The sequence below is a fragment of the Streptomyces sp. NPDC030165 genome (assembly GCF_055573595.1).
The window spans coordinates 299,890-318,930 of the sequence record NZ_JBVIBD010000009.1 but is presented as its reverse complement, the minus strand read 5'-3'; the positions used below and the strand labels follow the sequence as shown (position 1 = coordinate 318,930).

The 19,041-nt window shown below is 72.6% G+C and carries 17 protein-coding genes; 5 read left to right on the top strand and 12 right to left on the bottom strand.

From position 1 onward, the window contains the following. Positions 1-578: 578 nt before the first annotated feature. Complete coding sequence (locus ACZ4Z1_RS19665) at positions 579-965, bottom strand: VOC family protein (protein ID WP_468487854.1); 387 nt, start codon at positions 963-965, stop codon at positions 579-581. A gap of 363 nt (positions 966-1,328) precedes the next feature. Between ACZ4Z1_RS19665 and ACZ4Z1_RS19660 the strand changes: the two genes are divergently transcribed. Continuing rightward, positions 1,329-2,003: a hypothetical protein gene (locus tag ACZ4Z1_RS19660; RefSeq protein ID WP_468487853.1), complete on the top strand. Its 675-nt coding sequence runs from the start codon at positions 1,329-1,331 to the stop codon at positions 2,001-2,003. 146 nt (positions 2,004-2,149) lie between these two features. On the opposite strand, the gene ACZ4Z1_RS19655 is transcribed toward ACZ4Z1_RS19660, so the two are convergent. The 4 genes from ACZ4Z1_RS19655 to ACZ4Z1_RS19640 all read right to left on the bottom strand — a co-directional run bounded on the left by ACZ4Z1_RS19655 (position 2,150) and on the right by ACZ4Z1_RS19640 (position 6,558). After that, a complete protein-coding gene (locus ACZ4Z1_RS19655) occupies positions 2,150-2,566 on the bottom strand; it encodes an SRPBCC family protein (RefSeq protein ID WP_468487852.1) in 417 nt (138 codons plus the stop codon). 284 nt (positions 2,567-2,850) lie between these two features. Continuing rightward, entirely contained in the window at positions 2,851-4,206 is a 1,356-nt protein-coding gene (locus ACZ4Z1_RS19650; protein WP_468487851.1) for a hypothetical protein, read from the bottom strand. 477 nt (positions 4,207-4,683) lie between these two features. Next, positions 4,684-5,385: a ribonuclease H family protein gene (locus tag ACZ4Z1_RS19645; RefSeq protein WP_468487850.1), complete on the bottom strand. Its 702-nt coding sequence runs from the start codon at positions 5,383-5,385 to the stop codon at positions 4,684-4,686. Between the two features lie 111 nt (positions 5,386-5,496). Then, positions 5,497-6,558, bottom strand: coding sequence for an esterase/lipase family protein (locus tag ACZ4Z1_RS19640; RefSeq protein ID WP_468487849.1), 1,062 nt, complete (start codon positions 6,556-6,558; stop codon positions 5,497-5,499). 417 nt (positions 6,559-6,975) lie between these two features. Here ACZ4Z1_RS19640 and ACZ4Z1_RS19635 point away from each other — a divergent pair, with 417 nt between their 5' ends. After that, positions 6,976-8,181, top strand: coding sequence for a PucR-like N-terminal domain-containing protein (locus ACZ4Z1_RS19635; protein ID WP_468487848.1), 1,206 nt, complete (start codon positions 6,976-6,978; stop codon positions 8,179-8,181). Positions 8,182-8,227: 46 nt separating this feature from the next. Here the strand turns inward: ACZ4Z1_RS19635 and ACZ4Z1_RS19630 are convergent, their stop codons facing one another. The 3 genes from ACZ4Z1_RS19630 to ACZ4Z1_RS19620 form a co-directional block, all read right to left on the bottom strand. Beyond that, a complete protein-coding gene (locus tag ACZ4Z1_RS19630) occupies positions 8,228-8,557 on the bottom strand; it encodes a DUF3140 domain-containing protein (protein ID WP_468487847.1) in 330 nt (109 codons plus the stop codon). A 73-nt stretch (positions 8,558-8,630) separates the two neighbouring features. Next, the gene (locus ACZ4Z1_RS19625; protein ID WP_468487846.1) at positions 8,631-9,527 is read right to left on the bottom strand and encodes an endonuclease/exonuclease/phosphatase family protein; all 897 of its coding nucleotides are present in this window, start codon (positions 9,525-9,527) and stop codon (positions 8,631-8,633) included. 65 nt (positions 9,528-9,592) lie between these two features. Continuing rightward, the gene (locus ACZ4Z1_RS19620; RefSeq protein ID WP_468487845.1) at positions 9,593-10,186 is read right to left on the bottom strand and encodes a hypothetical protein; all 594 of its coding nucleotides are present in this window, start codon (positions 10,184-10,186) and stop codon (positions 9,593-9,595) included. A gap of 481 nt (positions 10,187-10,667) precedes the next feature. Here ACZ4Z1_RS19620 and ACZ4Z1_RS19615 point away from each other — a divergent pair, with 481 nt between their 5' ends. After that, positions 10,668-10,859 (top strand): hypothetical protein, encoded by a 192-nt coding sequence (locus tag ACZ4Z1_RS19615; RefSeq protein ID WP_468487844.1) that lies wholly within the window; start codon positions 10,668-10,670, stop codon positions 10,857-10,859. A gap of 58 nt (positions 10,860-10,917) precedes the next feature. Here ACZ4Z1_RS19615 and ACZ4Z1_RS19610 read toward each other — a convergent pair whose 3' ends face one another. The 3 genes from ACZ4Z1_RS19610 to ACZ4Z1_RS19600 all read right to left on the bottom strand — a co-directional run bounded on the left by ACZ4Z1_RS19610 (position 10,918) and on the right by ACZ4Z1_RS19600 (position 13,967). After that, positions 10,918-11,973, bottom strand: coding sequence for a chitinase (locus ACZ4Z1_RS19610; protein WP_468487843.1), 1,056 nt, complete (start codon positions 11,971-11,973; stop codon positions 10,918-10,920). A gap of 69 nt (positions 11,974-12,042) precedes the next feature. Next, on the bottom strand, positions 12,043-13,335 hold the full coding sequence (locus ACZ4Z1_RS19605) for an MFS transporter (protein WP_468487842.1): 1,293 nt from the start codon (positions 13,333-13,335) through the stop codon (positions 12,043-12,045). Beyond that, the gene (locus tag ACZ4Z1_RS19600; protein WP_468487841.1) at positions 13,332-13,967 is read right to left on the bottom strand and encodes an ArsR/SmtB family transcription factor; all 636 of its coding nucleotides are present in this window, start codon (positions 13,965-13,967) and stop codon (positions 13,332-13,334) included. Before ACZ4Z1_RS19600 ends, ACZ4Z1_RS19605 begins: the two co-directional genes overlap by 4 nt. Before the next feature lie 302 nt (positions 13,968-14,269). Here ACZ4Z1_RS19600 and ACZ4Z1_RS19595 point away from each other — a divergent pair, with 302 nt between their 5' ends. Both ACZ4Z1_RS19595 and ACZ4Z1_RS19590 read left to right on the top strand, forming a co-directional pair. Then, positions 14,270-16,621, top strand: coding sequence for a HelD family protein (locus ACZ4Z1_RS19595; protein ID WP_468487888.1), 2,352 nt, complete (start codon positions 14,270-14,272; stop codon positions 16,619-16,621). A gap of 197 nt (positions 16,622-16,818) precedes the next feature. Beyond that, on the top strand, positions 16,819-17,829 hold the full coding sequence (locus ACZ4Z1_RS19590) for an alpha/beta fold hydrolase (RefSeq protein WP_468487840.1): 1,011 nt from the start codon (positions 16,819-16,821) through the stop codon (positions 17,827-17,829). Positions 17,830-17,858: 29 nt separating this feature from the next. Here the strand turns inward: ACZ4Z1_RS19590 and ACZ4Z1_RS19585 are convergent, their stop codons facing one another. Next, complete coding sequence (locus ACZ4Z1_RS19585) at positions 17,859-18,620, bottom strand: SDR family oxidoreductase (protein ID WP_468487839.1); 762 nt, start codon at positions 18,618-18,620, stop codon at positions 17,859-17,861. Positions 18,621-19,041: the final 421 nt, after the last annotated feature.

The window sequence follows — 19,041 nt, the reverse complement described above, 5'->3', positions numbered from 1 at the left end:
GTCTCCTTCTCCGCTACGCCTCCTGTCCAGTCGGGTGTTTTGTCGGTCTTCTGGGCCCCCCCCCCCCCCCCCCCCCCCTGGCCCATGTGTGCGGAACACCATCTCGGAACTCAGCGGCCGCGGACGACCAGCCACGCTTCGTACGCCGTCAGGACCGCCTCGACCCTGTTCCGCACACCGAGTTTTCCGGGAATCACGCTGACGTGGGCTTTGACCGTCCAGCTCACGTTCGGTGAGCCGCCCCTCGGGCAGCCGCACGGGGACCCGCCCGGCACCGGCCGGCACGAGTAGTCCGGATCCGGCAGCGGCACCACCACCGGTGCGCGCACACGCTGCGGAAGTTGACGATCTCACGGCGCTCGCCGAACCGGTCCAGGAGGAATGCGTGCGGCGGGTCGTCGTCCCGCACGGCCGCCATTGCCGAATCCGGCTCGTCCACGAGCGCCGCTGTGCGGTGATCACCGAACAGTGCACAGCTGACGGGCCAACTCGGCGTCATTGCCGCTACGTTCGCCCTCACCTGCCGGACAACGAACGAAGAGTCGCGGCGGCCCGGCCGTACCGTCCTCCCGGACCGCCTACGCCTCGGCGTCCTGCGGGTACCAGCGCAGTTCGATCGTGTTGCCGTCCGGGTCCAGGACGTACAGGGACTGTGCGTCGCCCCGGGCGCCGTACCGCCGGCCGGGGCCGTCGACGACCGTGAAGACGCCGGAGTCGATGACCTGCTGCCAGTCCAGCGGCTCGACGACCAGGCAGATGTGGTCGACGTTGGACTCGCCGCGCTCCCCCTCGACGAGGTCGATGATGGTCGTCGGGCTCACCCGGACGGAGGGGAAGGGGACCTTGCCCGCGCGCCACTCCTCGACGCGTACCGGTTCGAGGCCGAGCGGACCGCAGTAGAAGCCGAGGGCGCGTTCGGCGTCCGCGACGTTGAGGACCAGGTGGTCGAAGGCGATGACGCGCATGGGGTTCGTCCGTCTCCTGTGGGGTGAAAGGGCTCGTACGCTGCCGCCCGCCGTCGGTCGGCGGGCTGTGGTGGACGATAGCGGTCCGGACCGGTTGTGTGATCAGTCGTCGGGCCTGCGTCGGAAGTCCCGGTCGGTACCGACGTCGGGGCCAGGCCCGCCGATCGGTGCCGCCGCGTCAGGTACCCCATTGATCCAGACCAATCAGGACGTTGTGGGATCAACTACAACTTTACCGGCTCTTGGTGTTATGGGGACTCTGTTTACACCAGCCTCTCAGGCAACAGGCGGCGGTCGTGGGCCTGTTGACGGGTCAACGACCGGCCGCGTTCACGAGGCAAGGCGAGAGGCAGGAACAGCAACATGGCGAAGAACCGCACCGTGCGGTACGGAGGGCGTGCGCTGGTGCTCGCGGCGACGGCCGCGGGCCTGGCCGCGGCGATGACCGTACCCGCCGCGGCGGCCGACGGGCCGGACCGCAAGCAGCTGATAGCCGACTGCGCTTCCGGCGAAGGCAAGTGCACCTTCAACGAACCGGTGCTCGGCAAGGCGTACCTGGGCGGCTTCCGGCAGGTCTCCAACTCGCTCTACAACTGCACCACATCGCCCGCCACCCAGTCGATGGGCTGGTCGGACACGGTGGGCTCCACCGACTCGGCCGGCGTCTCCGTCACCGCCGGCGGCAAGCTCGCGGGCATCGTCGACCTCAGCGTCACGGCGCAGTACAGCCACACCTGGAGCAGCTCGCACACCGAGGACAGCTCGCTGAACATGACGGTGCAGCCCGGCGAGGTGGGCTGGATCTCGCGCGCCCAGGTCATGCAGACCGTCTCGGGCACCTGGCAGACCCACTACGACAGCCCCAAGTGGGGGCACTACTACTGGTTCGTCCCGGACACCGTCACCGGCCCGGCCGCCAACGGCACGGACGGCGTCAGCAACGCGGTGGTGGTCAAGACCCGCAAGATGACGGCCTCCGAGAAGGCGTCCTGCTCCGCCGGCGCCCACCAGGGGAAGACCTTCCAGCTCAAGCGCTGAGGCCGGGCCGCGTACGGGGGGTGTGGCCGCGGCCGCCGATGGCGGCAGTTCGTACGGCACCGTGTCCGGCCGTGGACGCGGTGCCCCGCACATACGTACGGGCGTCAGCCGCGACGCCCCCGCACGGACACCGACACGGACGCGCGTCAGCCGCTGCTGCCGTCGTCCATGCGCAGCCGTACCAGCTCGTCCAGGCGCTCCAGGCTGCGGTCCAGCTCGTCGTTGGCCGCGCCGGCGCCCGGGTCGTGCTGCTCGTCGAAGAAGGACAGGTGGACCGTCACCTCGCTGGCGCCGCTGCCGATGCCGGAGACCTGGAGCCAGCCGGCGTAGCTGCCGCTGTCCCTGGTGCCCCACTCCAGCCGCATCTGGTCCCGCTCGGCGCGGAAGAGACCGGCCTCGTCCTCGCCCGTACGGTCCTCGTGCACGGTCACGGCCGGCAGTTCCGCCGCCTCCACGTGCAGTCCCTGCGGCAGCCAGCTGTCGAGTTGCCCCACGACACTCGCCTGGTCGAACACATGCTCAGGCAGCGCGGGCATCGTACGGGAACGCTCATATTCGCTCATGCCAGATCCATCCTCGTCACAGGCCTTCTGTCCCCCCTCCGTAACCGTCTGCCCGCGGACGGCGCCCGAAGGCCCACAACCACCCGTTCGCTGTGACCGGGTCCGCCCTTCAGCCTCACCGTTGCCGGTCACGGCGAGCCGTGGCAACAGGCGACGACGGGCAGCCGAACGCCCTCCGCGCGCAGCTGGCCGCGCGGAGGGCGCCGGACGCACACCGGCCGTCGTGGTCACCGGCCGGTGTGCGGTGCGGCCGGTGTGTTCCGGCCGGTGTGTTGCGGCGGGTGTCAGTCCTCGGAGAGGGGCACGTTGTAGACGACGCGGCCGTTCAGTTCGGGACGGGGGCGTACGTACTTGCGGTACGGGGATTCGTTGGAGACCCAGAGCTGTTCGGTGGCGGGCCAGTACGACAGGTTCTCGGCGGCCGCCGGGGTACGGCTCCACACGCGCACCGGGCCGTTGGCGTCGCCCCGGTAGAGGCAGTACGGCTCACCGAACACCCGGCGGGCGTCCGGGCACATCGCGGTGAAGTAGAAACGTTCGTCCCGCTGGACGACGCCCTGCGGACCGGCCAGCGGGACGCGGTACCCGGCACCGGCCCGCACCAGACCGCGCTCGTCGGAGCGCAGAAGGTGGGACGTCGTGCTCAGCGGCCACCGCACCACACGGGAGGTCGGCGAGCTGGTCTCCACGGTCACCAGCGACGGCGCGAACGACGAACCGTGGTCGATGGAGGCGCCGCTGAAGCACGGCGTCTCGCCCGGCCTGCTCCCGCACCCGTTGCGGCCGACGAAGGAGTACTGCCCGACCTGCGGCAGCGCCGCCGACTGCCAGTTGGCGCTCACCGAGCCGCGGCTGACCCCCACGCGTCCGGAGGAGGTGGTGGTCGCCCACAGGTGGCGTACGTCGAAGACGCGCAGCCGCTCGCTGCTGTACAGGAACAGGTACGGGCCGTACCAGGACAGGGTGTCGCCGTGGCCCTTCAGGGCGGTGAACCCGCCCGTGCCCTGCGGGGTGACGAGCAGGGCACTGCGGTACCGGGGGCGGCCCCGGTCGGTGACGTCCGTGAAGGAGACCTTCATGAAATGGTCGATCTGCTTGGCGCCGCGCCAGGGACGGTTGCCGGGATGGCGCGGGGCGCTGGGGTGGTCGTAGCTGGACGCCCAGCTCGCGGCGACGATGCTGCGCCCCTGCCAGCGGCCCGAGCGCGGCTCGGCCTCACCGGACCCGGTCAGCCCCTGCGGGACGTAGGCCCAGCCCAGGTCGTCCGCCGACCCGCGCTGCCAGCAGAAGCCGTCCGCGCCGCTCAGCGGCACCCTGGTCGGGCAGCGCGACAGATGCGTCGCCGCGTGGGAACGGGCGTTCAGCCAGGACGTGAGGGACGCGGGGCGCAGCTGGCGGTGGCGCCGTTCGAGCGCGAGGACGCGCCCGCGGTCCGAGCCGTCGTACCGGAGCTGGAAGCCCTGGTGGCCGATGGGTGTGATGACCCCCCTGGACCTGCCGCCGGGCATGGCGCTCTGCGGCAGCTGCTCGTGCCGGAAGGCCCGCTGCTCACCCGCGTGGGAGTAGCGCGACGCGTCCGCGGCGGCCGGCGGCTCCTGGGACGTCGCTGCCGGGGCACCGACCGTGAGGGCAGCCGCCAATGACCCCACAGCGGCCACCAGGGCTGTACACCGAGAAAACTTCAATTCTACCAGCCACTCTTTCCGCAATTCCGTCCCCGGACCGCGCGCACGGCGGGCGCCAAGGCACGGCGCGGTGCAGTGCGGGGCGGGGAGAGGTGGTTGCAGCATCATGGGGCTCCCCGAATGGCAGCTCCCTGATCACGCAGAAAGGATTCCACCGATAAGCCGCCTTGGTGGAGTACGTCGGCGTCAACAGGCACGTACTTCACCCGTACGAGGTATGCGTGGTGAGGACGGTGGTGGTGCTGAAACGTTTTCGTCGGAAAAGTTGGAAAATAGGATAGGCATTTCATAAGGCGAAAGGATGGCGCGGAGGCGGCTCGTGGCGCTCCGGCTTTCGCGGAATTGCCCGTGGAGAACGCAGGCTCCCCGCCGGGAATGCGGCTGCCCGCGGGCGTCGCCCCGCGGACGTTCCACGGGGCGACGCATACGGTGCTATCCGGCCGCTCCGGCGCACGCGGGGTGGCCCCACCCGTCCGGGTTCTTCGCGATCGTCTCGCCCTTGCCGTACGACTGGCCGCACCGGCACTGGCCGGGGAACCGCGCCGTGACGGACCCCCGCGGGCGCGAGCTCTTGCCCGGCCGCGCGGACGGGACGCGGGCGGCGCCCGACGGCCGGGCCCGCCCGCCGGACGCGGCGCCGGCCGGCTCCGGCGCGGGCAGCGCGGAGCCCAGGGCGCTGCTGATGGCCTGCTGGGTGCGCGCGGTCTCGCTGGCGGCGCCGTCCGCCGCGGCGTTCAGCGGGTCGCCGTCGACCTGGTGGGCCGGTACGTAGACGAACTCCACCGGCCGCCCGGTGAGCAGCTCGTCGATGGCGACGATCAGGTCACGGTTGGCCACCGGCTTGCCCGCCGCGGTCTTCCAGCCCTTCTTGCGCCACCCCGGCAGCCAGGTGGTGACCGCCTTCATCGCGTACTGCGAGTCCATCCGCACCTGGAGCGGCACGGCGGCGTCGGTGGCCGCCAACAGCTCCCGCAGCGCGGTCAGTTCCGCCACGTTGTTGGTCGCGGTCCCCAGCGGGCCGGCCTCCCAGCGCTCCACCGTACCCGCGGCGTCCCCGACGACCCATGCCCAGGCCGCGGGCCCGGGGTTCCCTTTCGACGCCCCGTCGCACGCGGCTGTGATCTGTTCTGCCATCCCTCGATACTGCCAGTCCTCGCGGCCCGCTGTGACCACGGGCCCGCCGGGCACCGGGAGCCCCGGTGGGTACACGGCCGGCCGCCGCCCGCCCACCGGGGCCGTGCCGCCTCAGCAGGTGGGGCGCTGGGCGTGGGCCGGGTCGAGGGCGTTCAGGACGAGGCGGGTCGCCGTCCGGTCGTAGGTGATGTTGATGTGGGCGGTGGTGTTGACGATGCAGTGGCCCTGGATCGTCTCGTTGCTGACGTTACGGGCCGGTGCCAGGAACGCCGAGGTGTACGGGGTCACCACCTCGTCGTACCAGGTGGCGATCACCGTGTAGTCGACGCCCGGGTCGGTCTCGCCGCCCGCGTTGAGCTCCTTCAGGAAGCGCGAGCCGACGATCTGCTGCTCGCAGGCTGGACAGGCCGCGCCGACGACGAGATCCGCGCCGGGGACCAGCCGGGCCAGCAGGCCGAGGCCCACGAGCGAGGTGCCGTGGTTGGACGGGACGAGGGCCACGAGCCTGCCGACCTTCGCCGCTCCACCCAGGTTCTTGATGTAGTGCCGCGGCATCATGCCGCCCTGCGAGTGTCCGACGATGTCGACCTTGTCCGCGCCGGTCGCCGCCCGCACCCGGTCGACGAACGCGGCGAGCTGCCCCGCCGACGCGGCGATGTCGCCGGTGCCGAGCAAGGGGCCCTTGTTCCCGCCGTAGTTCAGGGCGAAGACGCAGTACCCGGCGTCCTTGAGCTTGGGGGAGAGGGCGGCCCAGTTGGCGTACCGGTTCTCGAAGGTGCCGTGCACGAGGACGACCGGGCGGGGGTGCGCCCGGCCCGGCCTGCACGTCCAGTCGTCGGCGCCGGTGGGCAGGACGGTCGGTCTGGTGGCGGAGTAGAGGAAGGCGGACAGGAAGTCGCCTTGCGGCGGCCCTACGGGGTCGGCGGCCGTGGTCGCGTTCGAGGTGGCCGCCGCGGGTGCCGGTGCGGCGGGTGCCGGTGCGGCGTGTCCGGGAGCGGCAGGCGCTTGGGCGGCCGGAGCGGCCCGGCCGTCCGTCGCCTCGGCCGCGGCCCGTGCCGTCGCCGGTGCCGCGGTCGCTCCGGCCAGCCCCAGGCCGGCCGCCACCGCGAGTCCGGTCAGTGCGGCGACCGGCCGTCTCCGGTGTCTTGCGCGCATGGTCCCGTTGCTGCGCATCAGTTGTTCTCCTCATGCCGTGGTTCGGTACGGGCGCCACGAGGGCGGACGTCACGGCACCGGACCGGCGTACCGGGGCCGCGTACTGCGGGCGGCGCCCGGGAAACTACCGGCGCGTAACGTCGGGACCACGCTCGCGCCGTACGGCCGGTTGCGCCAGAGGGCGAGGAGAGGGAAGAGGAAAGGTGTCATCCGCGTGACACTTCCGCGGACCGCCGGGTCAGCCGCCGCAGCCTCCGGAAGGCGGGCCAGGGGCGGGCGCGGGACCGGCTCAGGGAACGGGTGCGGAATCGGGCCGGGGGCGGGTACGGAATGCCGGCCGTCCGCACGAGGGTGGACCGGCGGGCCCGGAAGGAGGCACGATCCCGGCCCGGGGACATGCGAGTCCCGCCGCCCACGGTCCGGAGGAGGCCCGCGATGCACAACCCGCCGGGTGAGACGTTCGCGCGCGGCCCCTGGCACGAACTGCCCGCTTCCTTCGGCGCGTTGCTCCGGCCCCGGATCGACGCCATCGCGGCGGCCATGGTCGAGGCCATCCGTGAGGAGGTGCCCGCCTACCGGCGCCCGCTCGACTCCTCCGTGGGCCGGGACCTGATCGCTTCGGTGTGCCGCGCGATGCGTCAGTTCGCGGAGCTGACCGAGGCCCCGGAGAGCTCGCAGGACCACCACGTACGGCACTTCCGCCACTTGGGGCGCGTCGAGTTCCTCAACGGGCGCACCACGGACGGACTCCAGGCCGCCTTCCGCGTCGGCGCGCGGGTGGGCAGCCGCCGCTACGCGGAGATCGCCCGTACGGCCTCGCTGCCCACCGAGATTGTCCTGCCGCTGCACGAAGCCGTACTGACGCACATCAACGCCCTGTCCAACGAGGCGGTCAAGGGCTTCGTCGCGACCCAGGCCCGCGCGGAGGGCGAGGTGCAGCGCAGCCGGCGGGCCCTGGCGCAGGCGCTGCTGGAACAGCCGCGCGGCACGCCCCGCGAACCACTCGGCACCCTCGCGGCGCGGGCCCGCTGGCCGCTGCCCGCCACGGTCGCCTGCCTCGTCGTCCGGGGCGCGGCGGGCAGCCGTTTCGCCGTGCCGTGGCCGGACGCGCTGGTGCTGCCGCGCGGCGCGGACCTCGTGCTGGTCCTCCCCGCGCCGGCCGGTGGCGGCCCGGCCGGCGCCGAGGACGTACGCGCCGCGGTCGGCGGCCGTAGCGCGGCGCTCGGGCCGGCCGTCGCGCCGCACGACGCCTGGGTGTCGCTCGCCTGCGTACGGCTCGCCCTGAACCACCACCGGGACACGGGTGCGCCGGACGGGGAACTCCTGGTCGTCGGCGACCGGCTGGCCGACGTCCACCTGCTCGGCAGCGCGCACATCGGGCGCCTGCTGGGGGACCGGGTGCTCGGCGTCCTCGACCGGCTGCCCGCGGGCCGGGCGGCACGGCTGGCGGAGACGCTCGACGCGCTCCTCATGTCATGGGGCCGCACCGCCCCCGAGGTCGCCCAGGCCCTCGGCATCCATCCGCAGACGGCACGCAAGCGCCTGCGGCAACTGGACGCGCTCTTCGACGGCCGGCTCGCCGACCCCGGATTCCGCTTCGACGCGCTGCTGGCGCTGCGTACACGCGCCCTGCGGCGGTGAGCCCACGGGGCCGGCCCGTACCAGCGCCGGGCGTGCGGCCCGCCGCTCACTCCTTCAGCGGGTCGTGGCCGATGTCCATCAGGCCGTGGCGCCAGTCCGCGCCGCCGGCCTTCGGGTCCGTGCCCTGCGGGTGCTGGCTGCCGACGATCTCGACGACGCGGCGCATGGCCTCGGCGTCGCTCTCGGTGAGGTCGGTGCGGCGCTTGCCCAGGATCTCCAGCACCTGTCGTCCCAGGGGCCGTCCGGCCCGGTCGGGGACCTCCTCGCTGTTCTCGCCCGCGGCCTCGACGCTCAGCCACTCCCGCAGCTCACGTGAGGTCATGTTGACGGCCTTGTGGAACTCGTCCCACAGCTCGTCGCCGACCTGCGCTGTCATGGACGCCTCCTGGAGATCGCATCGAACGTACGCACACTGGGTGTCCAGTGGCCCGCCCGGACAAACCCGGCTCTCACCCGCGCAGCCCCACCAGCACCGGCCGGTGGTCACTGCCGAGGCGGTCCGGCAGCACGGCGGCCCCGGTGGCGCGCAGTCCGCGGACGAGGACATGGTCGATGCGCACGACCGGGAACGCCGCCGGCCAGGTGAACCCGGGGCCCCGCCCGGCGTCGTCCTGGGCGGAGGTGAGCTGCCGGACCAGCGGCGCCAGGCCCCGGTCGCGCAGGCTGCCGTTCAGGTCGCCCAGCAGCACCACCCGCGCGGCCCGGTCGTCGCGCACCCGGCCGGCCAGTTCGGCCGCGCTGCGGTCCCGCGCCCCTATGGTGAAGCCCGCGTCGGCCCGGACCCGTACGGACGGCAGGCGCACGGCGTAGAAGGCGGTGCCACCTCCGGGGGTGCGCACCAGGGCCCGTACCGCGTGCGGCCAGGCGCCGCCCAGGTCCAGGCTCGTCACCTCGCTCACCGGGTAACGGGACCACAGGCCCAGGGTGTTCGCCGTGGCGTGGTACGGGTAGGCCGCGCCGAGCTGCCGTTCGTACGCGGGCAGGGCGGACGCCGGGACCTTCTCCAGCGCCACCACGTCGGCGCCGGTGCCGCTCACCTGCCGGGCGACGGCGGCGGGGGAGGTGCGGTCGCCGCCGACGTTGTACGTCAGGACCTGGAAGTCGGCCCGCGTGCCGCCCCCTCCCGGGAGGTACCCCGGGAGGAACAGACAGGCCCACACCACCGCGGGCACCAGCGCCGCGGCCACCCCCGCCACGGAGCGGCGCAGCGCAGCCCATCCGAGCAGGACCGGCACCACGGCGCCGAACCAGGGCAGCGCGGTCTCGGCCAGACTCCCCAGGTGTCCAGGGGCGTTGGGCAGCAGGCCGGGGAAGGCCAGCAGCACGGCGAGGAGCAGGGACGGCACGGCGATACGGAGCCCAGGCCGCCGCCGGAAGCCGGCAGCGGCCCGGACCGGTCCTCCCCGCCGCGTCACCGGTGCCTTCCGTCCGTACGGCGCGAGAGGCAGCGCCACCCGGCGACGGCGAAACCGACCGCGGTACAGGCGGCCCCCAGGAGCCCCGCGCAGATCAGCCGGGTGGCGGCCGGCGGCGACAGGGCGACGGCGGTCACCACCACCGCCGGGAGGACGGCTGCGACGAGAAGGACCCGGATGCCCTCCGCCACGCCCGTGGGGTTTTTGGACGGGCTCGGTACGGTCTTGCGCTGATGCATCGTGCGTCGGTTCATGCTGCTCTCCTCGGGTGCGGGCCGGAGGCTGCTCACGGGGGTCGGCTCCCGTCGGGACCGGGCCGCCCACATACCGGACACGACGGTGAAGAGCACCGCGGGCACCGGCCCGGCGAACATGCGCGGTACGGAACGTGCCGAGTAGTACGGCAGCCGCTCGGTGTCGGCGGAGACGGCCGGTGGATTTCCGGGGTGGAAAGGCTGGTCGGCGCCGGCCCCGTTGCGGGCCACGAGATAAGAGAGCGCGACGACGCCGCAGAGAACGAAGAGGTCCACGGGGCGTATTCGGGCAGCGCGTATCGCGCCACCGGACGGGAACTGGCGGAGTTTCGTCATGGAGGTACCCGAGAGAATTCGTGCGGGCAGGCCGGCGCGGTGGCGAAGCGGTCGCCACGGGGGAGTGCTGCCCGGCAGGCAGAAGCCGCGGGCCGTACGGCCCGGTCAGCGGAAACGGCGGCGAGCGGGACTAGGAGGATCGCCGTACAGCACAACGACCACCTCCTCGAATTCCTCGGCACAGGACTCTGCGTCGGCCTCGGGCGGCCGGCACCGGAAAGAATGATGGCACGGAATGCACGGCATGGTCAAAAACTCGCGCGGGATCCCGGGAATGCTGAAAGCGCCTTCAGGAAATCGGTGCCCAGTGAGCCCCGGGGCGGGGTACTGAAAGAGAATCCGCATTTCCTGAGGAGGCTTTCAGGATTTTCTGAAGGAGTGTTCAGAATGCGCCTGCGCGGGGTTCCGCCGTCGCGGATCCGCCCCCGGGCCGCCCGGGTCCGGGCCCCGGGGCACCGGTACGTACCCGAGGGATGGGACAATGGCGATGATGATTAAGGAAGACCAGCGCAGCGAGAACCAGACCGACCCGGCGGCCCCCGAGGAAGCCGAGGCGGACACCGTACGGCGGCAGGCCCGGCTGACCCTGGCCGGTCAGGCCCGGGACGCCGACGAGCTGAAGATGCTCCTGGAGATGCTGGGTCTGCACCCCTCCCAGGAGGGCGAAAGCTGAGCCCGTACGAGGGCGGGCCCGGCCACCTGGCCGGACCCGCCCTCGTACCCGCTCGGGATCAGCGCCCCTGCAGCGCCTTGACGTTGTTCCCGAACGACCACGCCTTCGAGCCGTCCCAGTTCAGCGACCAGGTCATCAGGCCCTTCAGCCCGCCCCGGTAGGTGTTCCACGCCTGGCCCACCAGGCCCGGCGACATGTGGCCGCCGCCCGCTCCCGGCTGCGCCGGCAGGCCGGGGACCTGCTTGTCGTAGGGGACCTTGATGGTCGTGCCCTGGACGACCAGCCCCTTGTTCAGGCAGTCGGTCTGCGCGGTGAAGCCCTTGACGGTGCCGGCGGAGTACGCGTCGCCGGAGCAGCCGTACATACTCCCGTTGTAGTACTGCATGTTCAGCCACCAGAGCCGGCCGTTGTCCGCGTACTTCTTCACGATGGGCAGGTACGCGCCCCAGATCGAGCCGTACGTCACGCTGCCCCCGGTGACGTAAGCGGTCTCCGGCGCCATCGTCAGGCCGAAGTCCGGCGGCATCTTGGCCAGTACGCCGTCGATGATGCGGATCAGGTTCGCCTGCGAGGCCGACAGCGTGTCGATGCTGCCGCTGCCGACGAGGCCGGTCTCGATGTCGATGTCGATGCCGTCGAAGTTGTACTTCTTCAGGATCGGCACGATCGTCTCGACGAACCGGTCGGCGACCTTGCCGGAGCTGAGGTCGATGCCGGCCGCGGCGCCGCCGATGGACATCAGGATCGTCTGGCCCGCCGCCTTGGCCTCGCACATCTCGGCGGGCGTCGCGACCTTCACGGTCGCGTCCATGCCGTCCTCCCACAGAACCGTGCCGTCGGAGCGGATGACGGGGAAGGCGGCGTTGAGCACGTTGTAGCCGTGCTCGCGGATCCGGGGGTCGGTGATCGGGGTCCAGCCGAACGGCGGGTGGACGCCGTTGGCCGCGCCGTCCCAGTTCTCCCAGTAGCCCTGGAGCACCTTGCCCGCGGGCTTGGACTTGACCGGGCAGGTGGTCTCCCGGGGGGCGGCGCCGGGCGCCGCGGCGGTCAGCAGGGGGACGGCGCAGGCCGTGGCGAGGCCGGTTGCGAGCAGGCGGGACGCCCGACCGAACATGGTGTGCTCCTTTCCGGCCGTGGCCGGCGGTGACGGGTGCCCGAACCGTAGGGTGACCCGCCGGGGCCGTCAATAGGTCTGGACCAACTCGGTACGGTGCGGCTCCTGACGGGCTGTCGGCAGGTCACGGGCTCGCCGCAGCGGCGAGCAGAGCAGGAAGACGGCGGCCAGCGGAATGCCCGCCGCGGTGATCCACATGGCCGCGCGCAGTCCGAGCGCGGAGCCGAGCGCGCCGCCGAGCAGCGCACCGAGCGGGATCGTGCCGTACCCGAGGAAGGTCGTACCGGCGGTGACCCGGCCGAGCAGCTGCGGCGGACAGTAGCGCTGCTGGAAACCCGCCTTGATCACGTTCCCGGCCACCACCCCCGCGGCGACGCAGCCGCCGCCGGCGATGAAGAACACCACCCCGGCGCCGTCGGTGGTCAGCGGGATCAGCAGCGCGAACAGCGCGAGACCGAACTCGAACAGCAGCGTCGCGCGGGCCGTCCCCACCCGCGCGGCGGCCCGGCGGGCGAGGAAGGCGCCCGCCACACCCCCGGCGCCGGTCGCCGCGACCAGACCGCCGACCACCGCGGGGGACAGGCCGGTGTCCCGGACGAGGAAGACCACCCGGATCGACTGGTACGCCATCAGGGCCAGGTTGGACGCGGCACCGAAGAGCGTCAGCGTACGGAGCCAGGGATCACCGGCGATCAGCCGCAGCCCCTCGCCGACCTCGCCGACGAGCCCCCCGGAGCGCCGCTCCGTACGGCGGACGCGGGGTTCGCGGTGCCGGATGCCCGCCAGGCACAGCAGCGCGACGAGGAAGGTCGCGGCCTGGGCGAACATCCCGTTCACCGCCCCCGCCGCCTGTGTGATCAGCCCGCCGGAACCGAGCCCGGCGACCTGCGCGGCGGACGCGCTGCCGTGCAGCTTGGCGTTGCCCTCGGCCTGGTCGTCGGGGGCCAGGATGTCCGGCAGGTAGGCGGTGTAGGCGGTCTGGAAGAACACCGTCGCCGTACCCGTCAGCAGGGCGACGGCCAGCAGCAGGCCCGTACTCAGCAGGCCGCACCACGCGGCCACCGGCACACCGGCGAACAGCACGCCGGAGACCGCGGCGGCGGCCAGCATGACGGGCCGGCGCCGCAGCCGGTCCACCCATGCGCCCACCGGCAGGCCGATGACCAGCCACGGCAGCCAGGCCGCCGCGCTCAGCAGCCCCACCTCGAACGTCCCGGCGTGCAGGGTGGTGACGGCGACCAGCGGCATCGCGACCCCGGTCACCGACGCGCCGAACTTGCCGGCGGTCTCGCCGCACCACAGCAGCCGGAAGTCGCGGTGGCGCCGCAGCAGACCGCCGCGCCGCTCCGCGTTCCGGCTCACGCGCCGCCCCGTTCTGCACGCGGGAAGGACTGGAGCTGTACGACGACGGGCAGCGCGTCCGGCGCGGTGGCGGCGGCGTCAGGGGCGGGGGTGTGGCGGGCGATGACCTCGAACAATTCTGCATTGAGCGCCGTGAGCTGTCCGGGTGTCAGGCGCAGGTCGTGCCAGTCCGCGACGGTGCCGGCCTGCCGCCAGGTCTCGTCCCAGTCCTCGTTGACGTAGTCCGTGACCCGGCTGAAGTACTGCTGGACCAGTTCGTGCAGATAGACGGAGAGGGCGCCCCGGGAATCGGGGTCGTCGCGGAAGTCGGCGGTGTTCAGGTCGTTGGTGACGTCGACCCGCTTCCACCAGCGTTCGCGCCGGGTGCCGCGCCCGGTCTCCTCATCGATGAATCCGTGTTCGGCGAGGTGGCGCAGGTGCCAGCTGACGGTGCCGGTGTTCTCCCCGAGGCGTTCGGCGAGCCGGGCGGAGGTGGCCGGTCCATCGAGGGTGAGCAGTTCGAAGATGCGCATCCGCAGCGGATGGGCCAGCCCGCGCAGACTGCGGGCGTCCAGGCGACGGGCGGGGCGGGAGCGCGCGGGACGAGGCTGCGCGGGGCGGATGGGGGCGGAGTGTTCGGGCTGGTCGGACATGGGGGCAGCCTAGGATGCAGAGAGTTCTCTGCATAGAGGTTGCGGAGAACTCTCTGCAACTTGGCCGGGACCGGTTCGAGGCCGGTTCGGGACCGGGGCAAGGCGGGGGCGGGGCTGTGCGCGCCTCCGGGCCGCGCGGGCTGTGTGCGTCCCCGCGCCATACAAAAAACCCCGGTCCGTATTGGCGGCCGGGGTGAATCTCTGGGTATATTGGGCGTTTGCATGTCTTGATATTTCTTCAATACATGAATCGCCACTAGAGAACACGGTATCGGAGTGGAGCTGAATTGTCAAACGAGGAATTGCGGCAGGAGCAGGAATTCACCGACCTGCTCTACGAGCGCCTCGCCGAACTGCGGGCCGGAGCCGAGTCCGCCGTTCAGCGCGCGCTGCCGCTGGAGGGGAACAACTTCCAGGCGCGCCTGGAACGCGATGTGACGGTCGCCGAGCAGTCCGGGCTGCTGGCCGCCCTCGACGCCGGGGAGAACGGCCTGTGCTTCGGCCGCCTCGCGTTCCGTGACGGCGCCGACCACCACATCGGCCGGATCGGCATCCGCCGCGACGACGCCGACCGTACGCCGATGGTCATCGACTGGCGGGCCGACGTCGCCCGCCCCTTCTACCTCGCCACCGGCCACACCCCCATGGGGCTGCGCCGCCGGCGCCACATCACCACACAGGGGCGGCGGGTCACCGCCCTGCACGACGAGATCCTGGACCTCACCGACACCGAACGCACCGGCCACGAGGGCACCGACGCGGACGCCGTACTGCTGGCGGCCCTCGACGCCGCCCGCACCGGCCGGATGCACGACATCGTCCAGACCATCCAGGCCGAACAGGACCGGATCATCCGCGCCCCGCACCACGGCGTCATGGTCGTCGAGGGCGGTCCCGGCACCGGCAAGACCGCCGTCGCCCTGCACCGCGCCGCGTACCTGCTGTACGCGCACCGCGAGCAGCTCGCCCGCCGCGCCGTGCTGATCGTCGGCCCCAACCCGGCCTTCCTCGGCTACATCGAGGAGGTGCTGCCCTCGCTCGGTGAGACGGGCGTCCTGCTCGCCACGCCCGCCGAGCTGTTCCCCGGCGTCACCGCGACCGGCACCGACACCGCGCGCGCCGCCGAGATCAAGGGCGGCGCGGCGATGGCGGACGCGCTCGCGGCGTACGTACGCGACCGGCAGGCCCTGCCCGACCCCGCCCTCGTCATCGACCACGAGGACGGCGAACTGCTGTTGGACGCGGACATCGCGGCCGCCGCCCGCGAGCACGCGCGCACCACCCGGCTGCCGCACAACCTCGCCCGACCATACTTCGCGTTCCACGTCATCGACGCGCTCACCGCGCAGCTGGCCGACCGCATCGGCGCCGACCCGTACGGCGGCCCCAACCTTCTCGGCCCGGACGACATCGCCCAGCTCGGCAAGGCGGTCGCGGCCAGCCCCGAGGTGCACGCCGCGATCCAGGAACTGTGGCCCGAACTCACCCCGCAGCAACTGGTCGCCGACTTCCTCGCCGACCCCGTCCACCTCCCGGACGCCGACGCGGACGCGATCCGCCGGCCCGGCGGCCACCACGGTCCCTGGCCGGCGGAGGACGACTGGACGCCCGCCGACATCGCGCTGCTGGACGAGGCCGCCGAACTCCTCGGCGAGGACGACTCTGCGGCCCGCGCCGCCCAGGAGGCGGAGCGCCAGGAGCGGATCAAGTACGCGCAAGGCGTCCTCGACCTCTCCTACGGCTCCCGCACCCAGGAGTTCGAGGACAAGGACGACGAGGACTCCGAGGTGCTGGCCGCGCACGACCTCATCGACGCGGACCGGCTCGCGGACCGCCAAGAGGAGGCCGACCACCGCAGCGCCGCCGAACGGGCCGCGGCCGACCGCACCTGGGCCTTCGGCCACATCATCGTGGACGAGGCGCAGGAGCTGTCCGCGATGATGTGGCGGCTGCTGATGCGCCGCTGCCCGACCCGTTCCATGACGCTGGTCGGCGACCCGGCGCAGACCGCGGAGCCGGGCGGCTGCGGCGCCTGGGAGTCGATCCTCGCGCCGTACGTGGACGACCGCTGGGAACTGGTCCGGCTGGGCGTCAACTACCGCACCCCCAGTGAGATCATGGACGTCGCGGCCGAGGTGCCCCGCGCCGCGGACGCCTCCTTCGCGTCGCCGCGCTCGATCCGCTCCACCGGCGTACGGCCCTGGGCGCTCGGCACGGCCGCCGGTGACCTGGCGCGGGCGGTCGCCGACGCGGTCGTACGGGAGACGGCCGACGGCGCGAAGACCAGTGCGGCGGACGCGGGGGAGCGCGGTGACGACGGTACGGAAGCCGGCGGCCCGGGGGAGGGCCGGATCGCGGTCATCGCTCCGTGGTCCCACCACCCGGCCCTGTCCGCCACGCTGTGCGCCGCCCTGCCGGACGTCTCCACCGGCGCGGACCTCGACCTGACCCGCCCGGTCGTCCTGCTCGACCCGCGGCAGGCCAAGGGCCTGGAGTTCGACACCGTGATCGTGGTCGAACCGGCCGAGTTCGGCACCAGCGACCTGTACGTCGCCCTCACCAGGGCGACGCAGCGGCTGGGCGTGGTGCACGCCGGGGAGCTGCCGACGGCGCTGCGGTCCCTGGCGGACGCGGTGCCCGGTCCGGTGCGCTGACCGCACGACAGGCGCGCCTCGCCGGCCCTACGGTACGGGGGCGCCGCACACCCGGTGCGGCGCCCCCGTACCGTACGGCGCGCGGACGATTTGCCGGACCGGCAAAAAGCCTGGGGGAAAGGCCGTCCGTCGCGGATGATCTCGACAGCGGTGTACGGAAACCGCACGCCGCCGGACGACGGAACGAGGAGCCCGCGATGCACCAGCGCACCGACACGCCGATCCCGGCCGGGGGCCGGACCCCCCAACGTGCCGAACACCGGACGGTGGAAATACCCGGCGGCCGTATCCACCTGGTCGAGCAGGGCACCGGCCCCCTGGTGCTGCTGCTCCACGGCTTCCCTGAGGCCTGGCACTCCTGGCGCCGCCAGCTCCCGGCCCTGGCCGCCGCGGGTTTCCGGGCCGTCGCCATCGACGTGCGCGGTTACGGGCGCTCCTCGAAGCCCGCCGACGTCGCGGCATACCGGATGACGCAGCACGTGGCCGACAACGTCGCGGTCGTCCACGCGCTGGGGGAGCGGACCGCGACCGTCGTCGGCCACGACTGGGGCGCCACCATCGCGGCGAACACCGCACTGCTCAAGCCCGACGTCTTCACCGCCGTCGGACTCCTCTGCGTGCCCTACGCGCCCCGCAACGGCGTCCGGCCGTCGGACGCCTTCGCCATGACCGGCGGTGAGGAGGAGGTCTACGTCAGCTACTTCCAGCAGCCGGGCCGCGCGGAAGCGGAGATCGAACCCGATGTGCGCGGCTGGCTGGCGGGCCTCTACGCCAGCCTGTCCGCCGACACCATGGCCCCCGAAGCCGTCCCGAGCTGCTTCTTCGTCCCGCCGGGCAAGAAGATGTCCGACCGCTTCGTGCGCGGCGTCCGCCCCGCCTGGCTCTCCGAGACCGAACTCGACGAACTGGCGGAGGAGTTCGAGCGTACGGGGCTCACCGGCGGGCTCAACCGCTACCGCAACATCGACCGGGACTGGGAAGACCTCGCCGCCTGGGACGGCGCGCCGATCACCCAGCCCTCGCTCTACATCGGCGGCGACCGCGACGCTTCCACGACCTGGCTGGCCGACGCCATCGAGGCGTTCCCCCGCACGCTCCCCGGCCTGTCGGCCAGTCACCTGCTCAAGGACTGCGGGCACTGGATCCAGCAGGAGCGGCCCGAAGAGGTCAACCGGATCCTCACCGGGTGGCTCCGCTCGCTGACCTGACGGCCCGGCGGTGACCGCGCCGCCGGACGCTACCGGGCGCTCGCCGTCGGCCGTACGACGAGTTCGTTCACATCGACGTCCGTCGGCCGGGCGACCGCGAAGGCGATGGCGTTCGCGACCGCGGAGGCCGGCAGGGCCACCGCGCGGTAGTCCCGCATCACCTGCCGGGCCAGCGGATCACCGATGCCGTCCGCCAGTTCGGACTCGGTGACGCCGGGGGAGACGACGGTGACGCGGATGTCTCCCCCGGACTCCTTGCGCAGCCCCTCGGACAGGGCGCGCACCGCGAACTTCGTGGCGCAGTAGACCGCGGCGGTGGGCGAGACCTCGTACGCGCCGACCGAGGCGATGTTCACGAAGTGCCCGCCTCCCTGGGCCCGCATCACCGGCAGCGCGGCGGCGATGCCGTGGAGCACGCCGCGGACGTTCACGTCGAGCATCCGGTCCCACTCCTCGGTCCGCAGCGCCTCCAGGGGCGAAAGCGGCATCACACCGGCGTTGTTGACCAGGACGTCGACCCGCCCGTACGCGGCGCGCGCCGCGTCGACGAAAGCCCGCACGTCGGCGGCGTCGGTGACATCCAGGCGCCGGTACGCCGCCGAGCCGCCCGCGTCGGTGAGCCGGCCGGCCAGCTCCTTCAGCCGCCCGGTGCGGCGGGCACCGAGGAAGACGTGGTGCCCGTCGGCGGCCAGCCGCTGCGCGGTCGCCTCGCCGATGCCGCTGCTCGCGCCGGTGATCAGGACGACCTTGCCGCGGTCCTCTCCCGTACGCGCGGGGGTGTTCACATTCATGCTGTGCTGCCTTTCGAGAGCTCGGTGCCAGCGCTCAAAAGGCTGGATCACGGCGCACGCGGCCACCAGGACGGACCGAACCCGGGCATCCCGCACCCACCCTCCGCCGCACCGTCCGCCGAGAGGCGCGGTGCGGTGGCCGCGGTCAGTGCACCAGCGGGAGGAAGACCGTGTCGACGGTCTCTTCGAGGGCGTGGTCGGGCACGGGCCCGGACGCGGGTGGCGTCGATCTCCGCCGCCAACTCCCCTCCCCGCTCAACCGATTGACCTCCGTGCCACTAGGATGGGCCCATGCACCTAGTCACTCCAGGCGCATAAAGGGAAGCCGGGCCCCGCGACGACAAGGGGCGTTGCGGGGCCCGGCGTCCCTTCTCCGGGCAGGGCGAGCTCCCTTACTCGCCCTGGCAGTGAAGGCACGTTC